Below are 24,620 nucleotides of genomic sequence, written 5' to 3' on the forward strand. Positions count from 1 at the left end.
TCCTTTGCGGTAGTTTGGATGACAAGGGAAGAGGTCTCAGACATCGGGTTGCACCGAGCCTGGGGCGACAGCGGCGGCAGGGACCCTGCAACCGCAGCATCGACGGCAAGGAGTGTTCGACGTGAATCAGTTCGTGACGGAGTGGAACACCTGGCGCGATTCACGAAATTCGGCACTGGCGAAACCGTTCGGATGGCTCAGCGTCGTCGGACTCCACTGGCTCGACGTCGAATCCACGTGGTCCGACGCCCCGGGAACCTTCACTGTCGAGGACGGGTGGGTCACCGTCTCCCTCGACTCCGGAATCAACGCAGGCCCCGCAGCAGAGACCTTCGACCTGCTCAGCGGCGGATCGGCCGCGGCAGGCGGGAACGGGGCCGGGAACGGGAACGGTGCCGGGAATGGATCCGGTGCCGGATTCGGTGCCGGATTCGGTGCCGGTACGGGCAATGCCGAGGCGACGCGCGCGACCAGCCCATCGGTGCCCAGCGACACCTCGACTCTGCCGGCAGTGACGAGCCAGGCCGCGAACGATGGCGGCGACGGCGATGTGTCGACCGATGCTCACCATGGACCGGCACCACGCCCGCAGGTGAGAGTCGAGGACCACGGCTTCAGCGCGAAACTGCCCGCCGGGGGATCGCTGAACTGGTTCACCGTGGGCAACGTCCTCTACGAGCTCATCGACCGGGGCGGCCGCCTCGGTGTGCGTGTGCGCAATTCGAAGTCGCCGCTGCTCGGCAAGTTCTTCGAGGTTCCGGTCTTCGACCCGGATCCGGACTTCGTCTTCCTCGCCCACTTCACCCGATTCGACCCGTTCCCGACCTATACGATCGAGACCGCGCAGGAGGACCTGCAGCTGCAGACCCAGGCCGCCGGGACCGTCACCTTCGAAACGCAGCACGGCGAGGTCAGCCTGCTGGCCACCGGGTGCCCGGTCACGGGACTGCAGCTGGACTTCCACGACGGGACGAACGGATCGACCACCGCGGCATGGCGGACGATCGACCTCGGGGTGCCGAACCAGGACGGTTCGCTCGTCATCGACTTCAACCGTGCGGTCAACTACCCCTTCGCGTTCACCTCGTTCGCCACCTGCCCTGCACCCATCGAGGGAAACGTCGTGCCCTTCGACGTCACCGCAGGTGAGCGACGTCCCCCGTTCTTCTACTCGGAAGCCGGCATCAACGTGCCGTTCCTGTTCTACGTGTGGTGGGACGACGAGAGCGCCGAGGTGACTCGTCCCTGGTACTCCCGATTCGGTCTCGACATCACGATCCTCAACCCGAATCACGATGACGCGCGGGTCTCTCTCGTCGGATTCGACGGGGTCGCGATGTCCGGCGGAGACCTCAGCCCCCTCGGTCGCAAGGCCCGGTCGCGGCTCATCGACGTCGCCACCGAGGCGCTGACCTCACGCATCCCGGTCATCGGAATCGGCGCCTACTCGGCGTTCGTCATCCAGGCGCAGCGGGAGCTGCGTTCGCAGCAGGGCTATGCCGACGGCATCGACGTCGAGTACGCGGCGCCCGAGGACCGACTGCTCATCGTGATGAACAACGAACTCGAACCGCAGAAGGCCGGTTTCGACATCGTCCACACCGACGCCAGCGGGCTGCTGTATGTGGAGATGCCCTTCGACATTCCGCTCGAATCCGAGCGCACCGAAGTCGAGGACTTCCAGGCGTCACTGGAGGCCGACAAGCCGATCAGCAGCTGGCAGGAGTTCGACTACCGGATGGTCTCCCTCATCCGCCGCCACCGCTGAGTCCCAGCGGCTCCCGCACCCCCAGAACTACCTGACGGGCCCCCAACACCCTGGCGCCAGGGTGCTGGGGGCCCGTCAGGTAGCAATCACCAGATGGTGACTCGTGATTCCGGGGCGAGGTACATGCCGTCGGTCTCGTCCACGCCATAGGTGTCGTGGAAGGCGGTCATGTTCTTCACGACCTGGTTGCAGCGGAACTCCTCCGGCGAATGCGGGTCGATCGACAGGCGACGCACACGCTCCTCGGTGCGCATCTTCGACCGCCACGCCTTCGCCCACGCCTCGAAGAACGACTTCGCCTGCTCCGGGCTCGGGGCCACTGGCACTCCGGGAGTGCCCGCCCGCTCACCGAGTTCGAGTTCGAGCGCCTTCCACCCGATCGACAGGCCGCCGAGGTCACCGATGTTCTCACCGACCGTCAGCGCCCCGTTGACATGCTGCGATGCCTCGAGACCGGCCGGGACCAGCTCCTCGTACTGGGCGATGAGCGCGTTCGTGCGCTCCTCGAAGCGCTCACGATCGGCCGACGTCCACCAGTCGACGAGGTTGCCGTCGCCGTCATAACGTGAACCCTGATCGTCGAAGCCGTGCCCGATCTCGTGGCCGATGACCGCACCGATCGCTCCGAAGTTCGCAGCCACATCTCCCTCGGCGTCGAAGAACGGGGGCTGGAGGATCGCGGCTGGGAAGACGATCTCGTTCATCACCGGGTGGTAGTACGCGTTGACCGTCTGCGGGGTCATCAGCCATTCGGTGCGGTCGATGGGCCCGCCGATGCGACCCACCTGCCGCACATGCTCGGCCTGCGCACAGCGCCGCACGTTCCCGACGAGGTCGGCGGCATCGATCGCCGCCGGGTACTCACGCCAGACCTCGGGATAGCCGACCTTCGGGGTGAACTTCGAGAGCTTGACCAGGGCGCGATCCTTCGTCTCCTCGCTCATCCAGTCGAGTTCGCGGATCGACTTGTCGTAGGCCCTGATGAGCATGCCCACGAGGTGGTCGATGGCGTCCTTGGCCGCGGGCGGGAATTCGGCGGCGACGTAGAGTTTGCCGACCGCCTCGCCGAGGAGGGACTCGACGAGCCCGACCCCGCGCTTCCAGCGTTCCCGCAGGGCAGGGGTGCCCGAAAGGGTGCGGGAGTTGAAGTCGAAGTTCTCCTCGACGAACTCGTCCGAGAGCAGTGAAGCGGTGTCGGAGACGACGACGAAGCGCAGCCACGTCTTGATGGTCTCGATGTCGGTCTCCGCCCACACCTTCGCCATACCCGTGACGAACGAGGGCTGGGAGACCACGAGGTACTTCAGGTCGGTCGCATCGGCGGTGAGGATGCCCAGGTAGGAGTCGAAGTCGAATTCGGGGCCGAGGTCGCGCAGCTCGGAGATCGAATGCTTGTTGTACGTCTTCTCCGCGTCGCGGCAGGCGACCCGGTCCCAGTGGTGGCGGGCGAGTTCGGTTTCGAACGCCATCACCTTCGCGGCCACCTCGGCGTCGGAGATCCCGGACTTCTCACCGAGTCCGGCCAGGGCCGCGATCTTCTGCACGTGGGCGAGGAACTTCGCGCGCACCTCGGCGTGGTCGTCGTTGAAGTAGTAGTCCTCATCGGGCAGGGAGATGCCGGCCTGGACGAGGTAGAGGGCGTAGACGTCGGAGTCCTTCGCATCGGCGGTGACGTACCCGCCGAGCACCCCGCCGATGCCTTCGGTCTCGAGTCGGGCGAGCAGGGCGGCGAGTTCGGACTTGTCCTCGGCGGCGTCGATGGCGGCGAACGTCGAGTTCAGCGGGGCGACGCCGAGTTCGTTGACGCGGTCGACGTCCATGAACGAGGTGAACAGGTCGGCGACCTTCTGCCCTTCGGATCCGGGCTCCTGCGGAGAGTCGGTCACGGAGGTGATGATGTCGCGGACCTTGGTCTCGGCGGTGTCGAAGAGCTCTCGCATGGCTCCGTCACCGGCCCGGTCGTCGGGGATGGTGAACGAGTCGATCCACTCGCCGTTGATGTGCTGATAGAGGTCGTCCTGAGGCCTGATCGAGGTCTGTGAGGTTTCAGAAGTCATGGCCCAACAGTATCGTGATCAGTGCCAGGGGCGACCGTCGTCGCGCACCTGCCTGTCGTGCAATGAGGAGGAACGCATGAGGATGGCATCCGTCGTTTTCGTCTGCACCGGAAACATCTGCCGGTCCGTCACCGCCGAACGTGTGCTCGAGCAGCACCTGGCCCGCAACGGCGCCGAGGCGGTCGTCGACTCCGCAGGGATCAGCGACGAGGAGGCCGGCAACCCCATCGACCCACGTCAGGCGCGTGTGCTCGCCGCCGCCGGCTACCGCACCGATGATCATGTCGCCCGGCAGATCACGCCCGAATGGCTCGCCGACCGTGACTTGGCGGTGGCGATGACCGCCCGCCACTATCGTGCGCTCGAGCGGATGATCGCCGATCTTCCCGCCGAGGCGGCTCCGGAGCTGCGAATGCTGCGCGAATTCGATCCCCGGGTGACCGCTGCCCCCGCCGGTGCGGGCAGCAGCGCGGGAGGGGACGCGACCGCGGGCGGCGCCGGTGAAGGGCCGGCCGCCTCGGCGAGCTTCGACGGAGCGCCCGCACCTGACGTCGAGGACCCCTGGTACGGGGAGTTGAAGGATTTCGAAGAAACTCTTGAGACAATCGAGGTGTCCGTGCCCGGAATCACCGACCGCCTGCGTGCGCTGTCACCGCGTTCTCAGTGATACTGGAACACAAGACTTGCCGACTCGACCGATATCGCAGGTACGCCTCGAAGGAGAAACTCTCATGACTCGACTCATGACACGACAGAACTGGTCCGCTCTCAGGCTGGGCTTCGCCGCCCTGCTGGTGGCCGCGATGAGCGTGTTCGCATTCGCTCCCGCCGCCAGTGCGCATGACCAGCTGGTGTCGTCGAATCCCGAGGACGGTGCCGAACTCGACCAGCAGCCCAAATGGCTGGAGATGAACTTCTCCGCCGAAATCCAAGAGGTCGGCTCCGAGGTCACAGTCGTCGTCGACGGCAAGGACGTCTCTGCCGGTGAGCTCACCGTTGAGGGTAAGAAGCTCAGCGTGGCCCTGCCCGATGACCTCAAGCCCGGTGACTACAAGGTCACCTGGCGTGTGGTGTCTCAGGACGGTCACCCGATCTCCGGCGACTACTCGTTTGCGATCAAGGACTCCGAGGGCGCCGGCGGAGATGTCAAGGAATCGTCCGAGGAGTCGACGAAGGCCGGACTCGGCGGCGGAGTCGTCGACGAACCGGGCAAGGACACCGAAGACCGCGGCGAGATCGGTGAGTCCACCGGCAGCGATTCCGGAATGTCGACGCCGATGATCGTGCTGCTGTCCGTGGGCGGACTGGCCATCATCGTCATCGTCGTCCTCCTCATGCGCCGCAAGTCCAAGGGCCTGCCCGGCACCAAGGACAACTGAGCGGGTTCTCAAGCACCCGGCTCAGCGCCTTCTTCACGAGGCCCCGAACGCGATGCGCGTTCGGGGCTTCGTCGTGTCCGGCGGGTGTCGGGCGCTTGCTCAAGGGCGAGCCTCGTGATCGGTACGAGCACTGGGTCAGGAGAGCACTGGGTCAGGAGAGCACTAGGCCGGGTGCACCAGGTCAGAGGCGCACCTGGTCAGGGGGTGAAGCGCAGCAGTCGGTCATCGTCAGGGCCGGGTTCTCCACGGCCGTCGGTGTTGTTCGTCAGCACCAGCAGCGAGCTGTCGGGCGCCTGGACCACATCGCGCAGACGACCGTGCTCACCGGCCCAGAGCTCAGTGGATTCCGATAAGTCATCGAGCGGCACCTGGTGCAGGCGCTGCCCGCGAAGGCCGGCGATGACGATGCTGTCCTCGGTGACGGCCAGTCCACTGGGGCTCGCCTCGTCGGGTGACCATTGCTGCACCGGATCGATGAATTCGCCATCGCCGGAACCGGAACCCGCACCGTCCCCGGAACCGCCACCGCCGGAACCGCCATCCTCGGCGATGCCTTCGACCTCGGGCCACCCGTAATTGCCGGCGGCCTCGATGACATTGAGCTCATCCCACGTGTCCTGCCCGAATTCCGAGGCATACATCGTGCCCTCGTCATCCCACCCGATGCCCTGCGGATTCCGGTGACCCATGCTGAAGACGAGCGAATCGCCGAACGGATTGTCCTCGGGCACCTCACCGTCGGGCGTCATGCGCAGAATCTTGCCCGACAGCTCCTTCTCATCCTGTGCACTGTCCCGATCGCCCGTGTCGCCGAGAGTGGCATAGAGCATCCCGTCGGGCCCGAACGCCAGCCGCCCGCCGTTGTGGAAATTCGCGGTCGGCAATCCGTCGAGGACCGTTTCGGCCCCACCCAGCGACAGATCCCCGGGCTCGCCGAGGAGGTCGAACCGTACGATTCGATTCTCCGTTTCAGCCGCGTAGAAGGCATAGAGCTGTTCGTCGTCGACGGCGAGACCGTGGAGACCGGCCTCGCCCGACGCCGACGCCTCGTCGATCCGACCGACCTCACGGACCTCCCCACTTGCGGCGATCTCGAGGATGCGACCCGAGTTGCGTTCGCTGACCAGCGGGGTCTGCCCGTGGAAGGCGATCGACCAGGGGGATTCGAGGCCGGTGGCGACGACCTCGGGGGAATCCGCATCCGGTGCTGCAGCAGCGGAGTCGGTCCCGGAGTCGGTGCCGGAGGAGTCGGCATCCGAGCTCGCCGAGGCGGCCCCTGACGTGTCATCGTCGCGACCCTCGGTGCCGTCGGAGCCCGAATCAGAGGAGCAGTCGGTGAGCACGACAGTGAAGGAAATGACGGCGCCGGTGAGAAGCCGTCCGGGTCGCCGCCTCGGTGAGGTTCTCATGTTCTCTCCTCTGCAGGGGAATCCGATGCATATGGGGGAGCCCGATGCCTTCAGAGTATCCGCCCTCACCCCAGGAATAGAACCGTCTGTCCGGACTGTTATCTCCAGTGACTGCATTCTGCGACCGCGCCGACCGCCCACCGAAGGAGCCTTTCGCCTTGTCCGTTCCGTTGAATATCCTCGACCTCGTCTCCATCCGCGAAGGATCGACCGCGCGAGATGCCATTGCCGAATCGATGACTTCGGCGACGCTTGCCGACGAGTTGGGATACAAGCGCCTGTGGTTCGCCGAGCACCACAACACAATGGGCCTGGCTGCCAGCGCCACGGCCCTGCTCATCTCTCAGGCCGCCTCGGTGACGGAGAAGATCCGGGTCGGATCCGGCGGCGTGATGCTGCCCAACCATGCCCCGCTCATGGTCGCCGAACAGTACGGAACGCTCGCGAACATCCATGGCGACCGCATCGACTTGGGCCTCGGGCGCGCACCCGGCACCGACGGGATGACCGCGCAGGCGCTGGCCCGGTCCTCGGCCGAACCGCAGGATTTCGCGCAGAACATCTATGACATGCAGGGCTGGTTCTCCGAGACCGGGCAGGCGCACACCATGCCGATCAAGTCCGCGGTCTCGGCAGGCATGGACGTGCCCATCTGGGTGCTCGGATCGACGATGAACGGCGCCTCGATCGCCGGGCAGCTGGGACTGCCGTTCTCCCTGGCCTCGCACTTCGCGCCTGACCAGATCGACATCGCCATCAAGACGTACCGCGATTCGTTCACCACCGATGCTCCGACCGCGCAGATCGACGAACCATACGTCATGGCGGGGATCAACGTCATCGTCGCCGACACCGACGCCGAGGCGGCCCGCCAGTTCACCTCGGTGCAGCAGATGTTCAACGACATGCGCACCGGGCGCCGCCGCAATCTGCAGCCCCCGGTCGACCCGGCCGAGATCGCAGCCCGAGGCGGGACCAGCCCGATGCTGTCCATCAGCGCGGTCGGTTCACCGGATACGGCGACTGCGCAGATGGCCGAGTTCGTCCAGCGCACCGGTGCCGACGAGCTCATCACCGTCACCTACGCCTATGATCCCGAGGTGCAGCGTAAGTCGCTCAAGCTGCTCGCCGACGCCTGGTTCTGAGGCCGGAGGCAGCCTGGTCCTGAGGCCGGAGACGACCGCGCTCTGAGACCGCAGACAGCCCGGGGGTGCTGCCGAAACGTGCAGCTTCCTGCCCTCAGGTGTTGATGACCGTCGTCGCGGTCGTCGCGACGAACACTGCGGTCACGGCGGCCGTGACCGCGTAGGTCACGGATTCGACGGCCGCGGACACTGCCGCCGAGCCCCAGTTCGCGCTCGCGATCGCCTCGGCCCGTTTCCTGCTCTCCTTGTTCCACGGCAGCGGAGGCCGGAGCGAACCGAGCACACCTGCGGCCGAGAGCAGGGCGATGATCGCGCCCGTGCGCTCATCCGGATCGGCCCGCCCCTCGAGGACGTCGGTGATGTCCGAACGCAGGGCCTCCTCGGGGCGGGAATCCTTCTGCGGCCACTGCGTGGTCGTGAAGACCCACAGCGATTTCGTCGTCTCCTTCGCAACGATTCCGCGGTCGGCGAGGCGCTCGAGCACCGCCTCGGCGATCTTCGGGAATTCGTTCTCGACGAACCTCGAAACCTTGTGCTCCTTGTCCCCGAGCGCGGTGAGTGCATCGGCGAGCAGCCCGTCGTCGGGAAGTCCCGCCGAGCCGTGGCCGGAGGCGCGCACGTACGTCGTCTTCCTCTCCTCACGGACGTCGACGTACCCGCGGGCGGCGAGCTCGACGAGGAGTGCGCCGGTCAGCGGATACCGGGCGTTTTCAAGAGCGGAACCGACCTTGCCGTCGTCGGGGAGCATGAGCAGCATGACCTCCTCGGCGATGAGGAGGCGGTCGTCCGGGGCGGCTGTCGGGGACATGGTGGCCTTTCGTCGGGCGGCATCCGTCGACATTCACTGTAGTCGGCGGTCAGGCGCAAGGGCGGTCGGTCACCGGATGTTCACTCGGGGACTTGTGAAAGTACGACGACTGGTGCAACCATGACCGTTCACTCGACCACCCGGACGAAGTCGGTGAGGTCGGGTTCGAGCTCGGGAAACGTGCGGAGTGCTGTTGTCATACGGCGGGCTGGTCTGCGATCTGATCGGCAATGCTGCGGGGCTCGCGTCCGAGCAGGCGCTGCAGTGTGGGGTCAGAGTGTGCGAAATGACCTGTACGGGTGGCTTGAAACATCGAGAGGGTGAATCGTGCGAGCGTCTCCGGTGTTCCGCGGGCTGTCTCGGCGGCGACCCATTCCTCGTCCTCGATGACGACGCGCCCGATACGACGACCGACGCGCTCGGATGCTCGCGCGGCGAAGTCGTCGAGCGTAACTGGTGCCGGAAGAGTGAGATCGATGGGGCCGTCTGCCGAGGCATCGCCGATGAGGATCGCGGCAGCCGCCTCACCGGCATCTCGGCGGTCGATCCAAGAGAAAGGTCCATCGTCGGGCTTGGCGATCGTTCCGGTTGACCACCACGGGCCGAGCAGCTGCCCGAGGTCTCCGTAGAAGCCATTGCGCAGGGCCGTCCATGCCACACCCGATTCGGCCAGGTGCTGTTCGGTGGCGGCGTGGATCGCCAGAGGCGGGTAAGGAGAGTCGAATGCGGAACCCTGGGCGCTGGTGTAGAGGATCCGCGAGGCGCCGGCCTCCACCGCCGCGTCGATTGCAGTGCGATGCTGCGTGACGACGTCGTCGGTGACATCACTGGAAGAGACGAGCAGAACCTGGTCGGCTCCCTCGAAGGAGTGACGCAGTGCCTTGCCATCGTCATAGGTTCCATATCTCACGCGGACTCCGCGACCGGCCAGGTGCTGCGCGCGTTCGGGACTCCGGACGCTGACTCCGATGTCTCCGGGCGGGACGTGGCGAAGAAGGTGGTTGACGGTGTGCCCGTTGAGCGCCCCGGTGGCTCCAGTGACGACGATCATGATGGTGCTCCTTTTGAGTAGGGCCTCCGCAGGCCGCATTGTATGCGCTTCGAGATAAGTTGACCATGCTAGTCAATTTCGCGGAGGACTCCATTCTGAAATAAACTGACACATGAGGTCAAGTTCTGGTGGAGGAGTGACCATGAGTGTGTCCGGAACCAATTCGGCATCGACCTTGCGTACCGACGCGCGTCGCAACGTCGAGCGGATCCGCGCCTCCGCGGTCGACCTGTTCCGAGCTGAGGGGCTGACGGTGCCGCTGGAGAGCATCGCGGCAGCGGCGAAGGTGAGCAAAGCGACGATCTTCAACAGATTCGGCGGGAGGGTCGGGCTGATCGACGCCGTCATCGAGGAGGTCGTGGCGATGGAGTTCACGACCGCCATCGAGGAAGCGCGGACGGTTGACGGAATCCGCGAACGAATCCGGTTCTACATCGGCGCCATCCGGGCGCTCCAATACCGATTGCCGGCAGTCAACGACGTCCTGCTGCAGACATTTCCCGACTCGGAGCCGCTGATGGATCTCTGTCGGGTCGGCAGTGAATTTCACAGAGAGCTGGTCGAAGCGGGTCGGGCAGAGAATGTTCTGCCCGCAGAATTCACTCCAGATGATTTTCAGGCGATCACCGTGGACAACGCGCTCGCCCTCAAGTTCGGGAGACGGCCGCTCGCCGCGGACTATGAGCGACGCACTCGGTTCATCCTCGACGGGATCTGCCTCCCGGCGTAGTCACTTCTCACCCCACCAGCCGCACATGCGCCGCCAGGCCGGGTTCGAGCTCGGGCAGTGTGCGCGCGGTGTGGAGGATCGTCGATTCCATCGCCGAGGCGGCCCTGGTCGCCCGCACGTCCGCGCGCGTGGCGAGGCTGACTGTGCGCGGCATCCGAGGGTCGACCAATGGCACCGAGGCCAGCCGGGGGCGGTCGACGAGGACCATGGCCGGGACGATCGCGACGCCGAGTCCGCGCTCGACGAAGCGCAGAGCCGCATCCATCTCCACCCCTTCGACGACGATATTCGGCGTCAACCCCGCTGATTCGAACGCCGCCGAGGTCGCCTCCCTCAGGTCGTAGCCGTGATGGAACATGACCTGGGGAAGGTCGGCCACCTCGGCGAGGGTGATCTGATTGGGCACTGCGCTGTCCGTCTCCGCGCGATTCGCGCTCAGCAGGTCACTGCCGGCGGCGGCGATGACGACGAGGTCCTCGGCGAGGAGGCGGCGCAGACTGAGCCTGGGCATCTGCGGGGCGAGTTCGAAGGTGCGGGTGATGAGCGCGAGGTCGAGTTCGCCGCCGGCCAGAGCCTCGATGAGCTCCCGGGAACCCTTCTCCACCAGTTCGAGTTCGACGCCCGGGTGGGCGGTGTGGAACCGGCTGATCGCCTCGGCCACGAGGCTCACGCACAGGGTCGGGGTCGCACCCAGCCGGACCCGGCCGCGGCGAAGCCCGGCGAGCTCATCCATGTCACGGCGGATCGCCTCGGCGTCGGCGAGCATCCGCTTCGCCGTCGGCAGCAGCGTCTGCCCGGCATCGGTGAGCGCGATGTGGCCGTGCGCGCGGTGGAAGAGTTCGGCCCCGAGTTCCTTCTCCAGGGTCGAGATCTGTCGGGACAGCGACGGCTGGGCCAAGTGGAGCGTCGCGGCGGCCTTCGTGAAATGGCCGGTGGCGGCCACCTCGGCGAAGCTTCTCAGCTGTTCGAGGTTCATGATCGGTCTCCGTGCAGGTCAGACATGGCAATAGTCTATCGCTATCAACTTGACTCAAACAATGCATTGGACGTATGAAGCGGGCGGTTCCATAGTGGAATCTATGACCACCACACAGGGCTCAGCCCGCCGCCAAGAACACTCCATCTCCACCTCGGTGCTCGTCATCGGCACCGGCGGATCCGGCCTGCGGGCCGCGATCGAGGTCGCCGGATCGGGCGCCGATGTCCTCGCCGTCGGCAAACGGCCGAAGGAGGACGCGCACACCTCGCTGGCCGCCGGGGGCATCAACGCGGCCCTGGCCACGGTCGATCCGGGGGACACATGGCAGCAGCACGCAGCCGACACGATCAAGGAATCCTATGACCTCGCCAACCCCCGCACCGTCGAAATCGTCACCCAAGGCGCCGCCGAAGGCATCGCTGACCTGGAGCGATATGGAATGGACTTCGCGAAGGAGGACGACGGTCGGATCTCTCAGCGCTTCTTCGGCGCCCACACCTGGCGTCGCACCGCTTTCGCCGGCGACTACACCGGGCTCGAAATCCAGCGCACCCTCATTCGTCGCGCCGAAGCCCTGAACATCCCGATCCTCGACCGCGTCTACATCACGAAGCTGCTGGTCGCCGACGGGCGCATCTTCGGTGCCTACGGCTTCGACACGATCGACGGCACCGGGTACCGCATCCACGCCGACGCCGTCATCCTCGCCGCCGGTGGGCACAACCGGATCTGGCGACGCACCTCGTCACGCCGCGATGAGAACACCGGCGACTCCTTCCGCCTGGCCGTCGAGGCCGGGGCCCGCCTGCGCGACGCCGAACTCGTCCAGTTCCACCCCTCGGGGATCATCGAACCTGAAAACGCGGCCGGCACCCTCGTCTCCGAGGCAGCCCGCGGTGAGGGCGGGATACTGCGCAACGGGCTGGGGGAGAGGTTCATGGAACGCTACGATCCGCAGCGCATGGAACTGTCCACCCGCGACCGGGTGGCATTGGCCGCCTATACCGAGATCGCCGAGGGCCGCGGCACCGAGAATGGCGGAGTCTGGCTCGATGTCTCACACCTGCCGCGGGAGACGATCATGAACCGACTGCCCCGAGTGTTCCAGACGATGATGGAGACGCAGATGCTCGACATCACGCGCTCGCCGATCGAGATCGCCCCGACTGCGCACTACTCGATGGGCGGAGTGTGGGTCGACCCGGTCGATCACAGCACCGACGTCGAGGGACTGTGGGCCATCGGCGAGGCCTCGTCCGGGCTGCACGGGGCGAACCGGCTGGGCGGGAACTCGCTCATCGAACTCCTCGTCTTCGGCCGCATCGTCGGCCGGGCCGCGATCGCGTACTCCGACGGGTTGGAGGCGCAGGTGCGGTCGCAGGAGGCCGTCGCCGAGGCACGGGCTGAGATCTCTGATCTGCTGGCCTCCGAGGGGACGGAGAACGTCCGTGCCCTGCAGCGCGAGATCCGCAACCTCATGACCGAGCACGCCGGCGTCGTCCGCGACGAGGCCGGACTGCGGGCGGGGTTGGAGAAGCTTGCCGACATCGAGGCGCGGATGGGGTCGGTCGGCATCCACCCGGATATCGCGGGCTTCGCCGACCTCGCCCACGCCTTCGACCTGCGGTCCTCGGCGCTCGCGGCCCGGGCGACGCTCGAATGCGCGCTGGAACGCCGCGAGACCCGCGGCTGCCACAACCGCAGCGACTATCCGGAGATGGACCCCGAGTTGCAGGTCAACCTCGTATGGTCGCCTGCCACCGGAGTTGTCCGCGAATCGATCCCGGAGGTCTCCGAGGAGGTCGCGGCCCTCATGCCCACCGGCGAGATCAGCCAGGAAGGCAAACTCGTCGAATAACTACTAGTTGCTACGTGACGGCGCCCCAGCAACCTCGCGCCGGGTTGCTGGGGCGCCGTCACGATCCTTCTATGCTTGTCAAGCGGCCTCGCACCTCACGCTCGTCGCCTCGAGAAGCCGATACACATTCCGGGCCACATACCGCTTGATGCACCGAATCGTCTCCTTCTTCGACTTCCCTTCCCCGAGCCGTTTAGCCATGTACGCCCGCGTCCTCTCATCGAAGGAAAGCTTAGTGATGGCCACCATGTACAACGCGGAATTCAACTGACGATCTCCACTGCGGTTAAGCCGGAATCTCACCACGTTGCCCGACGATGCCGGGATCGGATTCGTCCCCGCCAACTTCGCGAACGCAGCCTCGGAATGCACCCGCCCGGGATGCGACCATGCCAGGTAGAACACGGCCGCGGTGATCGCACCGATGCCGGGTTGTTCCAGCAGCACAGCCGCCGGGCTGTCTTTGACCAAGGCCAGGATCCGGGTGGCGTAGTCCTTGATATCGGCATCGAGTTCGATCACGCGTTTGGCTAACCGGATCGCTTCCCGGCGCGCTTCTACCCGTGCCACAGGCTCGTTGCGAGCCCGCCACTTCGCGACCGTGCGGATCTTGGCCACAGACAGTTTCCGGCGCGCATCAATCCCGAGGTCATTGGCCCGCAACAGGCCGGTCAGCGCATTGATCGTCCGGGTTTTCTCCTGGGTCATGGACTGGCGGGCCTTGACCAGGATCCGCAGTCCCTGGCGCGGACCATCGGCCTGCCGGGGACAACGCAGTCGCGACTCGTCCATTGATAGGACGGTGTGAGCGACCCTGTAAGCATCGATGCGGTCGTCCTTGCCGGTGGCATGGCGGTCGCGGGCACTCATGCTGGCGGCCTCGGCGACCGTGTAGCCTGTTTCGGCGACGGTCTCGGCCAGGATCGCTCCGTAGGTGCCGATGCCCTCGATGACCCACAGGGTGTCCTGGTCCCCGCCGGTACGGCGACCGACCCAGTCCAAGGCCCTGGCCAGGCCGGCCTTGCTGGTGGGGAATTCGCGGGTATCGACTTGCTCACCGGTGTTGGTGAGCACGGCGTAGACGTGGTTCTTCGCGTGGGTGTCGACGCCGACGACAAACGCGTACAAATGCGAGATGATAGACATGACGGTTCGTGATTCTCCCGTGTCAGAGCGGATGTGGTCCGACCGTCGAACGGTCGGCTCCGGTCCGGGAGATAGTCACGTCGAAACACTACTGTGATGAGTCACGTTCGTTTGAGAACGGACAACCTTCTGATCAAGTTATCGATGTGGGCCGAGCCGGTGCCGACCGCCCACCAATCACCAGACAGATCGTGACGAAGACATCGTCTGAGTCAGTAGTAATTTGAGTCATGATGATTGAGGGGACGGTCAGTTCCTACTCTGCCAGCTAGTCCCAGACCAGCCACTACCCATACTCACAGTAGTTCTGGGAGGGGCTCAGTCGGCGATGCTGAAGTTGCCGCGGAAGACCCGCCCCGGGTCCCGCTCATCCTTGAGCCGACGCAAGCGTGCCAGGGACTCTCCGGGCAATGCGTCGGCGAGGCCCTCGTATGGATTGAGGAACGTCACGGGTTTGCGTCCGCTGGCTGGCAGGACCCGCGCCAGAACGGCCTGCTTCTGCTCGATCGACTCGGCGGCCTCCTCGGTGACGGGAAGGCCGAACATGTAGACGCTGTACGGCTCGTCCAAGGCGCCGTGCGGGTTGTCGGTCGGCTGTGCCAACGCGCCCCCGAGGTGCCTGACCTGCACCGACAGAAGTGGGTCGATGGGCGAACCGAGGAGTGCGTCTAGGGCGCCATCGTCAAGGGAAGTGAGGAGCTCGGCGCGGGAGCTGCCGACGCCGGGGTCGGTCGGTTCGGCCGTGATCGACCCCAGCTCGGCGACGCTCATCGCCGCCCGGGAATCCGACAACGGCGTCGGCAGTGCGTCGAGTGGGCGCATGAGCTCACGCGCTTCCTCCTTGTCGCCGAGGTAGGTCGAGTCGATGGCGACCATCGGCCCCGAGCCCGGGAAATGGAGAAGTTCCAGCCATAGGGTCAGCGCTTCGGGAGCGGCGCGAGTCATCGTCCGGAACACTTCGGCGACCTGCCTGGCGTGGTCACCGGACCACAGCACACGCCCGCCGAAGACGTCCGGGGCAGCCTGCAGTCCGACCTCGAGGCCGGTGACGATGACGAGCTCGCTTCCGCCTCCGCGCAGTGCCCAGAACAGGTCCGGGTCCTCTGTCGCGGAGACGCGGCGGGCGCGGCCGTCGGCGTCGACGACGTCGAACGCGCGGATGCTGTCACCGACCCATCCGAACGATCGGCCGAACCAGCTCAGGCCACCGCCCAGGGCGACTCCGGCGACAGTGACCACCGGGGAACTGCCCGGCAGTCCGGTCAGCCCGTGTTCTGCCGCGCTCTGCAGTTCGCCGGACTTCACGCCTGCTCCGATCGTGGCCGTGCGCTGTGCGGGGTCGATGTCGATCCGGTTGAGGCGGGTCGTGCGCAGCAGGATCGTGTCGTCAGCCCGTCCGGTGGCGCCATGACCGGTCGGTTGGGTGGCGATCGACAGGCCACGTCCGCGCGCCCAGTTCACGAGGGTGACGACGTCGGCGATATCGGCGGCTTCGACGACGGCAAGGACGGATTGGTCGATGGCTCGATTCCACGGGCGGTGGACCTCATCGAACTCCGGCTCGCTGGGAAACCAGGTGCGACCCTGGACAGCGGTGCGAAGCTCGTCAAGAATGGTGGTCGGCAGAACAGTCACAATGACTCCTTGGCTGGTGTTGGTGCGGGTGATCGGACCGACGTGTGCCGGACTCACTCATGAGTCGCAGCTCGGACCGAAAACGTGACAACCCGCCGTCGTCAGGATGCCGATGCCATCGGACACACCGCCGCAGACCCTCGCCGATGTGGCCGATCAGTTCGCCTCATACCGACCCAAAATGTTCGCCATCGCGCACCGCACTCTCGGTTCCCCGTGGGCTGCCGACGATGCCGTGCAGGAGGCCTGGATCCGTTTGCAGCGAGCCGATATCGCGGCCATCGACAACCTCGAGGCGTGGCTGACGACGGTCATTTCGCGGGTCTGCATCGATGCCATTCGTCGTGATGCCGCCCGACGTGAGGACTTGCACTGGGAGGCATCGGACGACGAGGCTGCCCCCGACCACGACCCGGCCGGCGAAGCGGCCGGAGCCGGCAGCGCTCCCGGAAGCGGTGGGGGAGGAGGGGGCGTCCGCACTGATAGTCCGGAGGACAGCGCCCTGCTGCGAGACGATCTCACGGTGGCACTGCACGTCATCCTCGACACTCTCGGTCCATTGGAGCGGCTGGCGTTGGTCCTTCATGACATCTTCGCTCTTTCCTATGACGACATCGCCCCGATCGTCGACCGCAGCCCAGTCGCTGCACGTCAGCTCGCGTCCCGGGCTCGCGCACGATTGCGCAAGGTGGATGCAGCGGAGGTTCGGTACCGGCAGGAAACCGCCATCACGTCCTTCCTCGAGGCGGCCCGCGGAGGAGACTTCGGCGGACTCCTCCAACTGCTCGACCCGGAGATCAAGGTACGCAGCGATCCTGCGGCCGTGAGCCTGGCGGGGGCGGGTGCCGAATTCGGTGCCCCGCTCATCGGCCCTGAGATCATCGGCAGCGACGCGGTGGCCCGGGTGTTCAATGGGCGTGCGAAGGCGACCCGCCTGGTCCACATCGACGGTGTTCCTGCTGCCGCGTATGTCTCCGACGGCGTTGCCCGAGCGCTCTACCTGTTCCGCTTCGCTCATGGTCGGGTCGCATTCGTCGAAGTCATCGCCGACGAAGAGACTCTCAGCCACCTTGCCGTCACCCCCTGACCCGCCTTCACCTCCCCATTTACTACCCGACGGCGCCCCAGCAACCTCGCGCCGGGTTGCTGGGGCGCCGTCACGTAGCAATAGGGGTGTGGTTCAGCGTTCTGCCAGCCGACACCGGAATAATCGTGACAAGCCGCCCACTTGATCACTTTCGGAAGGACCATGGACGACTATCGAAGTCCCGGCTGGGACATCACACTTCGCACCCCAGAACAATTTCATAGCGCGCAGGCAGGTGGTGACCGTTGACCTGGCTGCTCTCACTTCTCGTAGGCCTCCTCGTCGTCCTTCTCATCACTGTGGTCACCGGCTACTTCGTGGCCCAGGAATTCGCGTACATGGCCGTCGACCGATCCCGTCTGGCGGCCCGCTCGGCCGCGGGTGATCGCGCCGCTGACCGAGCGCTGTCGATCACACGACGCACCTCCTTTATGCTCTCCGGCGCCCAATTGGGCATCACCGTCACCGGCTTGCTCGTCGGCTACGTCGCCGAACCGCTCATCGGCACCGCAGTCGGCGAAGCCCTCGGCGGCACCCCGATCCCGCAGGGCACAGGCATCCTCATCGGCACCGTTCTCGCCCTGCTCGTCTCGACGCTCATCCAGATGCTCTTCGGCGAACTGTTCCCGAAGAACCTCGCGATCGCCCGACCCGAGGCACTGGCGACCTGGCTCGCCCGCTCGACGTCGCTCTATCTGGCCCTGTTCGGCTGGCTCATCACGATCTTCGACAAAGCCTCGAACGCCCTGCTGCGCGTCCTCGGCATCGAACCCGTCCACGACGTCGATCACTCAGCCACCCGGCGCGACCTCAAGCACATCGTCGCCGAATCCCGGGAGAGCGGTGACCTCGTCGACGACGATTCCCTCATCCTCGACCGCATCCTCGACTTCCCGCAGCAGACGGTCGCCCACGCCACGGTGCCGCGCTCACGCGTCGACGTCATCGACATCGACACGCCCCTGACCGAGGTCCGCGACCGCATGAGTACCGGGCACTCCCGCTACCCCGTGCTCGACGCAGACGATCAGGTGCTCGGCACGATCGACCTCCTCGACGTCCTCGCCGAGGAGGGGCCGGCCACCGAGGGCCCGGCCCCCGAGGCGCCGACCGCCGAGGCACAGACCGCCGGAGTCCCGACCACCGGAAAAACTGCCACCGCGACCGAGGTGCGCTCCCTCCTGCGCCCGCCGGTCTTCGTCCCCGAATCTCTGACGCTGCCGGACGCAGTGGCAGCGTTGCTCGAGCACCGCGAGCAGATGGCCTGCGTCGTCGACGAATACGGCGGCTTCGCCGGAATCGTGACGATGGAGGACCTCGGCGAGGAACTCGTCGGCGACATCGCCGACGAACACGACCACACCATCGAAGAACTCATCGACAACGGCGACGGCACCTGGCGGGCGCCTGGAATCATTCCCCTCGACGAGGTGGCCCGTGTCCTACAGCGCGAACTGCCGGCCACCTCGGCGCAGACCTTGTCCGGTCTCGTCATCGAACACGCGAAGGGATTCCCCGCGGTCGGTGACGAGGTCAGGATCGAACTGCCGCTCGACCCCGCCGATCTGGCTGGAACCGACACTCCGGCAACCGCACATCTCGTCATCGCGGTCCTCGAGGTGGCCACGCATGTGCCCTCGGCGCTGCGGATCGGAATCGAGGTGGACCGATGAGCAATCCCTGGGTCATCATCGTCCTCACGATCGCCATCATCGGGCTCAGCGCGTTCTTCGTCGCCGTCGAGTTCGCACTCATCGCCGCCAAACGGCACCGCCTCGAGGACGCAGCCGCCGGCAGCCGGTCGGCCCGTGCCGCGCTGCGCAGCTCGACCGAACTGTCGGTGCTGCTGGCCGGGTCCCAGCTGGGTATCACGGCGTGCACCCTGGCGCTCGGTGCGATCACGAAACCTGCCGTCCACCACTGGATCACTCCTGTCGCTGAGTCACTCGGTCTGCCGCTGTGGATCGCTGATATCACCGGCTTCGTCCTTGCCCTCATCATCGTCACGTTCCTCCACCTCGTCGTCGGTGAGATGGCGCCGAAGTCGTGGGCAGTGGCCAATCCGGAGCGTTCGGCGATCCTGCTGGCGCTGCCGATGCGGGCATTCATGTTCCTCACCCGCCCGCTGCTGCACGTGCTCAACAATGCCGCGAATGCGTGTTTGCGTCTCGTGCGGGTCGAACCGGTCGACGAGGTCGATCAGGCGCATACGCCCGAGGATCTGCAGCAGTTGCTGGAGCACTCGGCGCGGGCCGGAACCCTGGAGAGGGAATCGTCGGCTGCCCTGCTCGGAGCTCTCGAACTCACTCAGCTCAGTCTCGCGGAGCTCGTGGCGGATCGGCCGCTGCCGACGTTTGTCGGACCGGATGCGACCGCGAGCGAGGTGCGGGAGGCGTCGCGTCGCGATCGTCACCGTCGCATCCTCATTCGCACCGAACCCGGCCGTCCCCTGAGCCATGTGGTGCACGTCAGGGATGTGCTCGGATTCGCAGGTGGGGACCCGATCGCCGAGGCGGCGCGCCCCGTCACCGTCCTGCCGGGGTCGTTGACCGTCGTGCGGGCGTTCGAGACCATGCGGCAGGAGGGCACACAGCTGGCGCTGGTCGAGCGAGCCGACGGCAGTCATGCTGTCGTCACCGTCACCGACGTGCTCACCCACCTGCTCACCACCGGAGAGCTGAGCGACTCCCCGAAGTAGTCACCCAAAACCGTCCTCCGTACTACCCGACGGGCCCCCAGCAACCCGGCGCCGGGGTGCTGGGGCGCCGTCACGTAGCAAGTGGGAAATGGGCGTCTTCGGGGCCTCACCCGATGAGCAGCGGGATCGTGAGGGCGAGAAGCGCCGTCGCACTCGCCACGGTGCGCACCAGATGCCAGCGATTCCACGGACCCTCAAAACTGTTCCGCGCCAGCGCCCGATCCTCGGCCGACCCGATGGCTGCGGCATCGAGGGTGCGATTGAGCGGCACATTCGCTGCGGCAGTGATGACGGTGCTGAGCAGCGCGCAGAGCGCACTGGCGCTGCCCGCCGTTGATGCGACCGGATCCTGACCGACGATTCCGATCACTGCATAGGCGACGGCGCTGAGGGGAGCGAGGAGAAAGACTGCGATGAAACGCCCATTGAGGATGACCGAATTGATCGCGCGGAAGGCTCGCACATAGGCGGGATCGTCGACTCGCTTCAGGCCCGGACAGATCGCGGTGGTGAAGCCGAAGAACACTCCGGCGAGCAGACCGTTGCTGATGATGGCAGCGGCGAGGACGATCTGGGGCAGCACTTGCACGGAGTCGTCAATCGGCGGTTGCATCGGGGGCCGCCTGAGCCGGGGTGAGAAGTCGGCGAATCGTCGTCACCAGTTCCGTCGACGTCCGCAGCACTCGATCGCCGCGCGGGGCGAGACGCCCATGCTCATCTGCGGCATTGAGTTCGGCCAGTGCGGCCGCGATGTGCGGACGCAGTCCGGTCTCGACCAGAGTCGGAACCCATGCTTCTTCCGGGATGGTCACGACTTCGAGCGTTCGCCCCAGTTCTGCCGCGAGTACCGACGCGATCTCGCGTTCACTGTATTCGGGACCGAGGACGTCGACCGCTTCACTTCGCTGGGGTGGGCGCAGCAGCGTCTCAGCGACGATCTGCCCGATGTCCGCTGTCGCGACGAGAGGCATCGGCCGGTCGGCGGAGGAGGCGAAGACGGGAAAGGTTCCTGTCTCGGCTGCGATGTCGACCACCTCGGCGACCTTTTCCTGGAAATGTCCGGGCCGCAGCGCTGTGAGCAGGGTTCCGGTGGCGGACAGGGCCTGCTCCAATCGGTGGAGTCCGGTGATCGGGCCTGTGCCGGTGGCGCGGTCCGCCCCGCCCGAAGACAGCATGACCACGTGAGGGACGGCCGCCTCGGTGACGGCAGCGGAGATCGCGCTGATGAGCCGATTCGCGTGGGCATCGAGATCATCGACGGTGAGATCGAACGGCAGCAGCACGAAGAGCCCCGCGGCACCGTGCAGCGCCGCGGTGAGCGACTCTCTGTCCTCGAGCGCTGCGATCCGGGCCTCGGCGCCATGCGATCTCAGGCGCGCAGCAGACTCCTCGCTGCGGGTGAGCGCTCGCACCGGCGCTCCCCGGTCGAGAAGATGGGTGATGGCGGCCGATCCGACGCGGCCGGTGGCTCCTGCAATGACGTACATGGTCGATCACTTCTCTCGTTTCATGGGGGAGGGGCTCCCGTTGTCGTGCGGTGGTTGCACTTCCGAGGTTATGGAGCGGACGGAGGCGTTTCTATGGCTGAAATGACGGATTCTTTGACCAATCGTCCGAAACCCTCGGAGCATCGGTGATCGGCTGTGGGACGATGACGATATGACGGCCACGACGGACGACGGGCGCGATCGGTTGGCGCGCGTGCTGCACACGCTGCGCATGCGCAGCACCTTCTGCTGTCAGACCGAGGTCAGAGAACCGTGGTCGTTGGAGATGCCCTCGATCGCCGATTCCGTGAGCTTTCACGTCGTCACCGCGGGATCGATGTGGTTGCGTCTGCCCGGCACCGAGGCGGTCGAATTGAGAGCCGGTGACCTCGCTCTCGTACCGCATGGGCTCGGGCACGATCTGCTGGGTTCGCGGAACGCTTCCCGCGGTCCCCGCGTGGATCTGCTCGAGCAGGAATACCTGACCCCGCAGTATTCGCGGCTGCGATACGGCGGTCAAGGCCGTGCCACGCAGCTCATCTGCGGAATCGTCAGCTTCGACGACCCTGCCTCTCGCGAACTCATGCGGGCCCTGCCTGACCTCCTGCACATCGACGGCGACACCATGTCCGCTGCTTCGCCGGTGCGTGATCTGCTGCGGCTCATCGCCGAAGAACTCACGACGCCGCAGGCCGGCGGCGGAGCGGTGGCGACCCGGTTGGCCGATGTGCTGGTCATCCACGCCATCCGCGCCTGGCTGTCCGAGGAGCAGGTAGAGAACCCCGGCTGGCTGCGGGCGCTGCAGGACCCGCGGATCGGTCGAGTGCTCGAGGCGATCCACCACGATCCTGGTCGCGACTGGGATCTCAGGCGTCTGGCCCAGGCGGCAGCGATGTCGCGATCGTCGTTCAGCGCCCGCTTCACAGAACTCGCCGGCACCACCCCGGTCGAATATCTCACCCGGTGGCGGATGAGCGTGGCCCATTCGCGACTTCTCGACGAGGATGTGTCTGTGGCCAGGCTCGCCGGTGACCTCGGATATGGTTCCGAGGCCGCTTTCACCCGGGCCTTCGGCCGCGTCATCGGACGCACCCCCGGGCAGGTCCGCCGAACCGCAGCGACGTAGCCGACCGGCCTACGTCCCCTCAACGCCGCCCTCCCCGTACTACCCGACGGCGCCCCAGCAACCCGGCGCGAGGTTGCTGGGGCGCCGTCACGTAGCAATAAGGGTCAGGCTGACTGCATGTTCGAGGTGTCGGCCCGGGCGTGGAGGTAGCTGCCGATCGCGAGGCGGTTGATCGCCGAGCGGCTGACGATGCCGACGACGCGGCCATCGCTCGCATCGATGACCGGGACCTTCTTGAGGTGGGCGTCGGAGAGTGCCGCGACCGCCTCGGCGATGGAAGCCCCAGCGTCGATTGTGAAGACCTCGCGCGTGGCCAAGCGCATGATGCTCAGGCTCGAAAGGTCCGACAGGGCCTGCTCGAGGTCGTCCTCGGCACCGATCGCGAAGGAGTAGATCGACGTCGACGACGGGTGAGCCGCCGAGAGGTAGCGCATGACATCGCCGTCGGAGAGGAAGCCCGCGAGCGACCCGTCTGAGTCCAGCACCGGCGCCCCGGAGATACCGCGGCCGGTGAACGTCTGCAGCGCCTCGAGCACGGTCTGATCGGTCGAGAGAGCGAACACGTCGGTCTTCATGATCGAAGACACTGTGCCATCCGCGCCCGACTCAGCCTTCGAACCGAACTCATCGTCCACCCCCGCCGAGGCGGTCGCAGCGTTTCGATGGGCGTGATCCTTCCGCACCGAACGGTAGGCCGCGATCGCCAGGATGATGCCGATGACCGAGGTGAGCACGACGAGTGCGACGGATCCGTGGAACCCGGTGAGCAATGCGTCGATCTCGCCGGCACCTGCACTCAGTCGCCCGGCGCTCAGCGCACCGTAGATGCCCGCGCCCAGCGAGGTGCCCACACAACCGGCGATCTGGAAGCTCGTCGAGACGACTGTGACGCCGTGCGGGCTGGTCTCACGGTCGAGATGGGATAGTGCGAAGGTCTGAGCGGGTCCGATGATGAAGGCAGTGGCCAGGACGGCCGGGATGTAGAGGATGCCGAACAGCAGAATCGATGTGCCGCCGGCAGCGACTCCGACGAGGGTGACGAAGACGGCCATGACGAGGAACCCGAGCGGGATCGACCACTTTCCGCCGTGACGGTCGAAGAGACGACCGGCGACGGGCCCCAGCACCACGGTGAGCAGGATGCCCGGGGCCAGCGTGATCGAGGCCCCCAGCGGATCCATGCCGCGAGCGGACTGGAGGAACAGGGGGATGACGACGTTCATGGCGAAGACGAACATCAGACCGAGCATGGTCATGACCACACCGAGGACGAACGGCGTGCTCGAGAACGGACGCAGGTTCAGCAGCGGATTGGTGATCCGACGCTGACGCACGATGAACAGCCACAGAGCGATGAGACCGACGATTCCGGAACCGCCGGCGACCCGTGCGGATCCGCCGAAGGCAGCGGTGACGCCGTAGAGGATACCGACCAGAGCGAGAGCAACGAGCAGGAACGAGAGCACGTCGAGGCGGGGCCTACCCAGTTCGGGAACGGTGCGCAGGACGATGACACCGGCGATGAGGACGATGAAGCACAGGGCACCGAAGACCCACATGAGAGTCGTCCACGGCGCGACGGTCAGCAGCACACCGGAGAGGACGATGGCCAGCGAGGGCCCGAGCGTGGTCATCGCGGCCATGATGCCCATGTTCATGCCCAGCTTCTCGCGCGGGGACACGGCCAGGGTGATGTTCATGCCGATGGGGGTGAGCAGCCCCGTGCCGATGGCCTGCATGAGGCGACCGACGAGGAGGACGCCGAAGTCCGGGGCCAGGGCGCCGACGACGGATCCTGCGACCATGACCGCGACGACGCTGACGAACAGCGCACGAGTGGGGATGCGGTGGTAGAGGACGTTCGCGACCGGCACGAAGACAGCGGCGACGAGGAGGTAGGCGGTTGTCAGCCACTGGACCGTGTTCACGTCGACGCCGAAGTCGGACATGATCGGCGTGAACGCGACGTTGAGGAAGGTCTCGTTGAAGGTGGCGAGGAATGCGGCGGCCGCGGCGACGGCGATCATCGGACCGACACGTCCTGGTGAGTGCGGGCGGGATTGGACAGATGAGGTCATCAGGTCTCCTGACGTTCGGCGGTCGAATGCTCGAGCGTGCCGTATCAGAAGTGTCCTCGAGAGGCAGAGCCTCCCCGCAGGGCTTCGCGTGTCGTTTCGTCGATGCGGTGCTGGCGGCCCGAATCGGGCCGTCAACGAATCTAGCAGAATCGCTATCGCCTTCATAAGCGGATTCGTGA

20 protein-coding genes are annotated in these 24,620 nt (G+C 66.1%); 10 read left to right on the top strand and 10 right to left on the bottom strand.

Annotated features, from left to right (window positions below; all coding sequences use genetic code 11):
• Window positions 1–121: 121 nt before the first annotated feature.
• Window positions 122–1,768, top strand: coding sequence for a DUF1684 domain-containing protein (locus L1F31_RS02635; RefSeq protein WP_265419148.1), 1,647 nt, complete (start codon window positions 122–124; stop codon window positions 1,766–1,768).
• Between the two features lie 86 nt (window positions 1,769–1,854).
• Here the strand turns inward: L1F31_RS02635 and L1F31_RS02640 are convergent, their stop codons facing one another.
• A complete protein-coding gene (locus L1F31_RS02640) occupies window positions 1,855–3,825 on the bottom strand; it encodes a M13 family metallopeptidase (protein WP_265419149.1) in 1,971 nt (656 codons plus the stop codon).
• 76 nt (window positions 3,826–3,901) lie between these two features.
• Here L1F31_RS02640 and L1F31_RS02645 point away from each other — a divergent pair, with 76 nt between their 5' ends.
• Both L1F31_RS02645 and L1F31_RS02650 read left to right on the top strand, forming a co-directional pair.
• Window positions 3,902–4,492 carry a low molecular weight protein-tyrosine-phosphatase gene (locus L1F31_RS02645; RefSeq protein ID WP_265419150.1) on the top strand — a complete coding sequence of 197 codons (591 nt, stop codon included), beginning with the start codon at window positions 3,902–3,904 and terminating at the stop codon, window positions 4,490–4,492.
• A gap of 64 nt (window positions 4,493–4,556) precedes the next feature.
• Window positions 4,557–5,204 (top strand): copper resistance CopC family protein, encoded by a 648-nt coding sequence (locus tag L1F31_RS02650; protein ID WP_265419151.1) that lies wholly within the window; start codon window positions 4,557–4,559, stop codon window positions 5,202–5,204.
• A 197-nt stretch (window positions 5,205–5,401) separates the two neighbouring features.
• On the opposite strand, the gene L1F31_RS02655 is transcribed toward L1F31_RS02650, so the two are convergent.
• The gene (locus L1F31_RS02655) at window positions 5,402–6,613 is read right to left on the bottom strand and encodes a PQQ-dependent sugar dehydrogenase (RefSeq protein WP_265419152.1); all 1,212 of its coding nucleotides are present in this window, start codon (window positions 6,611–6,613) and stop codon (window positions 5,402–5,404) included.
• Between the two features lie 158 nt (window positions 6,614–6,771).
• Between L1F31_RS02655 and L1F31_RS02660 the strand changes: the two genes are divergently transcribed.
• The gene (locus tag L1F31_RS02660; protein ID WP_265419153.1) at window positions 6,772–7,758 is read left to right on the top strand and encodes an LLM class flavin-dependent oxidoreductase; all 987 of its coding nucleotides are present in this window, start codon (window positions 6,772–6,774) and stop codon (window positions 7,756–7,758) included.
• Window positions 7,759–7,852: 94 nt separating this feature from the next.
• On the opposite strand, the gene L1F31_RS02665 is transcribed toward L1F31_RS02660, so the two are convergent.
• Together L1F31_RS02665 and L1F31_RS02670 are read right to left on the bottom strand one after the other, a co-directional pair.
• Entirely contained in the window at window positions 7,853–8,566 is a 714-nt protein-coding gene (locus L1F31_RS02665; RefSeq protein WP_265419154.1) for a GOLPH3/VPS74 family protein, read from the bottom strand.
• A 196-nt stretch (window positions 8,567–8,762) separates the two neighbouring features.
• Entirely contained in the window at window positions 8,763–9,617 is an 855-nt protein-coding gene (locus L1F31_RS02670; RefSeq protein ID WP_265419155.1) for an NAD(P)H-binding protein, read from the bottom strand.
• A gap of 142 nt (window positions 9,618–9,759) precedes the next feature.
• Between L1F31_RS02670 and L1F31_RS02675 the strand changes: the two genes are divergently transcribed.
• Window positions 9,760–10,347, top strand: coding sequence for a TetR/AcrR family transcriptional regulator (locus tag L1F31_RS02675; protein WP_265419156.1), 588 nt, complete (start codon window positions 9,760–9,762; stop codon window positions 10,345–10,347).
• A 7-nt stretch (window positions 10,348–10,354) separates the two neighbouring features.
• On the opposite strand, the gene L1F31_RS02680 is transcribed toward L1F31_RS02675, so the two are convergent.
• Window positions 10,355–11,323, bottom strand: coding sequence for a LysR family transcriptional regulator (locus L1F31_RS02680; protein WP_265419157.1), 969 nt, complete (start codon window positions 11,321–11,323; stop codon window positions 10,355–10,357).
• A 103-nt stretch (window positions 11,324–11,426) separates the two neighbouring features.
• Between L1F31_RS02680 and L1F31_RS02685 the strand changes: the two genes are divergently transcribed.
• A complete protein-coding gene (locus L1F31_RS02685; RefSeq protein WP_265419158.1) occupies window positions 11,427–13,184 on the top strand; it encodes an L-aspartate oxidase in 1,758 nt (585 codons plus the stop codon).
• Window positions 13,185–13,262: 78 nt separating this feature from the next.
• Here L1F31_RS02685 and L1F31_RS02690 read toward each other — a convergent pair whose 3' ends face one another.
• Together L1F31_RS02690 and L1F31_RS02695 are read right to left on the bottom strand one after the other, a co-directional pair.
• Entirely contained in the window at window positions 13,263–14,330 is a 1,068-nt protein-coding gene (locus L1F31_RS02690; RefSeq protein ID WP_265419092.1) for an IS110 family RNA-guided transposase, read from the bottom strand.
• A gap of 318 nt (window positions 14,331–14,648) precedes the next feature.
• Entirely contained in the window at window positions 14,649–15,965 is a 1,317-nt protein-coding gene (locus L1F31_RS02695) for an FAD-binding oxidoreductase (RefSeq protein WP_265419159.1), read from the bottom strand.
• Window positions 15,966–16,077: 112 nt separating this feature from the next.
• Between L1F31_RS02695 and L1F31_RS02700 the strand changes: the two genes are divergently transcribed.
• The 3 genes from L1F31_RS02700 to L1F31_RS02710 all read left to right on the top strand — a co-directional run bounded on the left by L1F31_RS02700 (window position 16,078) and on the right by L1F31_RS02710 (window position 19,750).
• Window positions 16,078–17,052, top strand: a complete 975-nt coding sequence (locus tag L1F31_RS02700; RefSeq protein WP_265419160.1) for a sigma-70 family RNA polymerase sigma factor — start codon at window positions 16,078–16,080, stop codon at window positions 17,050–17,052.
• A 245-nt stretch (window positions 17,053–17,297) separates the two neighbouring features.
• The gene (locus L1F31_RS02705) at window positions 17,298–18,725 is read left to right on the top strand and encodes a hemolysin family protein (protein ID WP_265419161.1); all 1,428 of its coding nucleotides are present in this window, start codon (window positions 17,298–17,300) and stop codon (window positions 18,723–18,725) included.
• The gene (locus L1F31_RS02710; protein WP_265419162.1) at window positions 18,722–19,750 is read left to right on the top strand and encodes a CNNM domain-containing protein; all 1,029 of its coding nucleotides are present in this window, start codon (window positions 18,722–18,724) and stop codon (window positions 19,748–19,750) included. The genes L1F31_RS02705 and L1F31_RS02710 overlap by 4 nt, the downstream gene beginning before the upstream one ends.
• Before the next feature lie 106 nt (window positions 19,751–19,856).
• Here L1F31_RS02710 and L1F31_RS02715 read toward each other — a convergent pair whose 3' ends face one another.
• Window positions 19,857–20,363, bottom strand: a complete 507-nt coding sequence (locus L1F31_RS02715; RefSeq protein WP_265419163.1) for an anthrone oxygenase family protein — start codon at window positions 20,361–20,363, stop codon at window positions 19,857–19,859.
• Window positions 20,347–21,237: an NmrA family NAD(P)-binding protein gene (locus L1F31_RS02720; RefSeq protein WP_265419164.1), complete on the bottom strand. Its 891-nt coding sequence runs from the start codon at window positions 21,235–21,237 to the stop codon at window positions 20,347–20,349. The genes L1F31_RS02715 and L1F31_RS02720 overlap by 17 nt, the downstream gene beginning before the upstream one ends.
• A 172-nt stretch (window positions 21,238–21,409) precedes the next feature.
• Here L1F31_RS02720 and L1F31_RS02725 point away from each other — a divergent pair, with 172 nt between their 5' ends.
• Entirely contained in the window at window positions 21,410–22,363 is a 954-nt protein-coding gene (locus tag L1F31_RS02725) for an AraC family transcriptional regulator (RefSeq protein ID WP_265419165.1), read from the top strand.
• Between the two features lie 104 nt (window positions 22,364–22,467).
• Here L1F31_RS02725 and L1F31_RS02730 read toward each other — a convergent pair whose 3' ends face one another.
• A complete protein-coding gene (locus tag L1F31_RS02730) occupies window positions 22,468–24,441 on the bottom strand; it encodes an MFS transporter (protein WP_265419166.1) in 1,974 nt (657 codons plus the stop codon).
• Window positions 24,442–24,620: the final 179 nt, after the last annotated feature.

Origin of the sequence: Brevibacterium spongiae (assembly GCF_026168515.1) — a bacterium.
GTDB classification, from domain to species: Bacteria; Actinomycetota; Actinomycetes; order Actinomycetales; family Brevibacteriaceae; genus Brevibacterium; species Brevibacterium spongiae.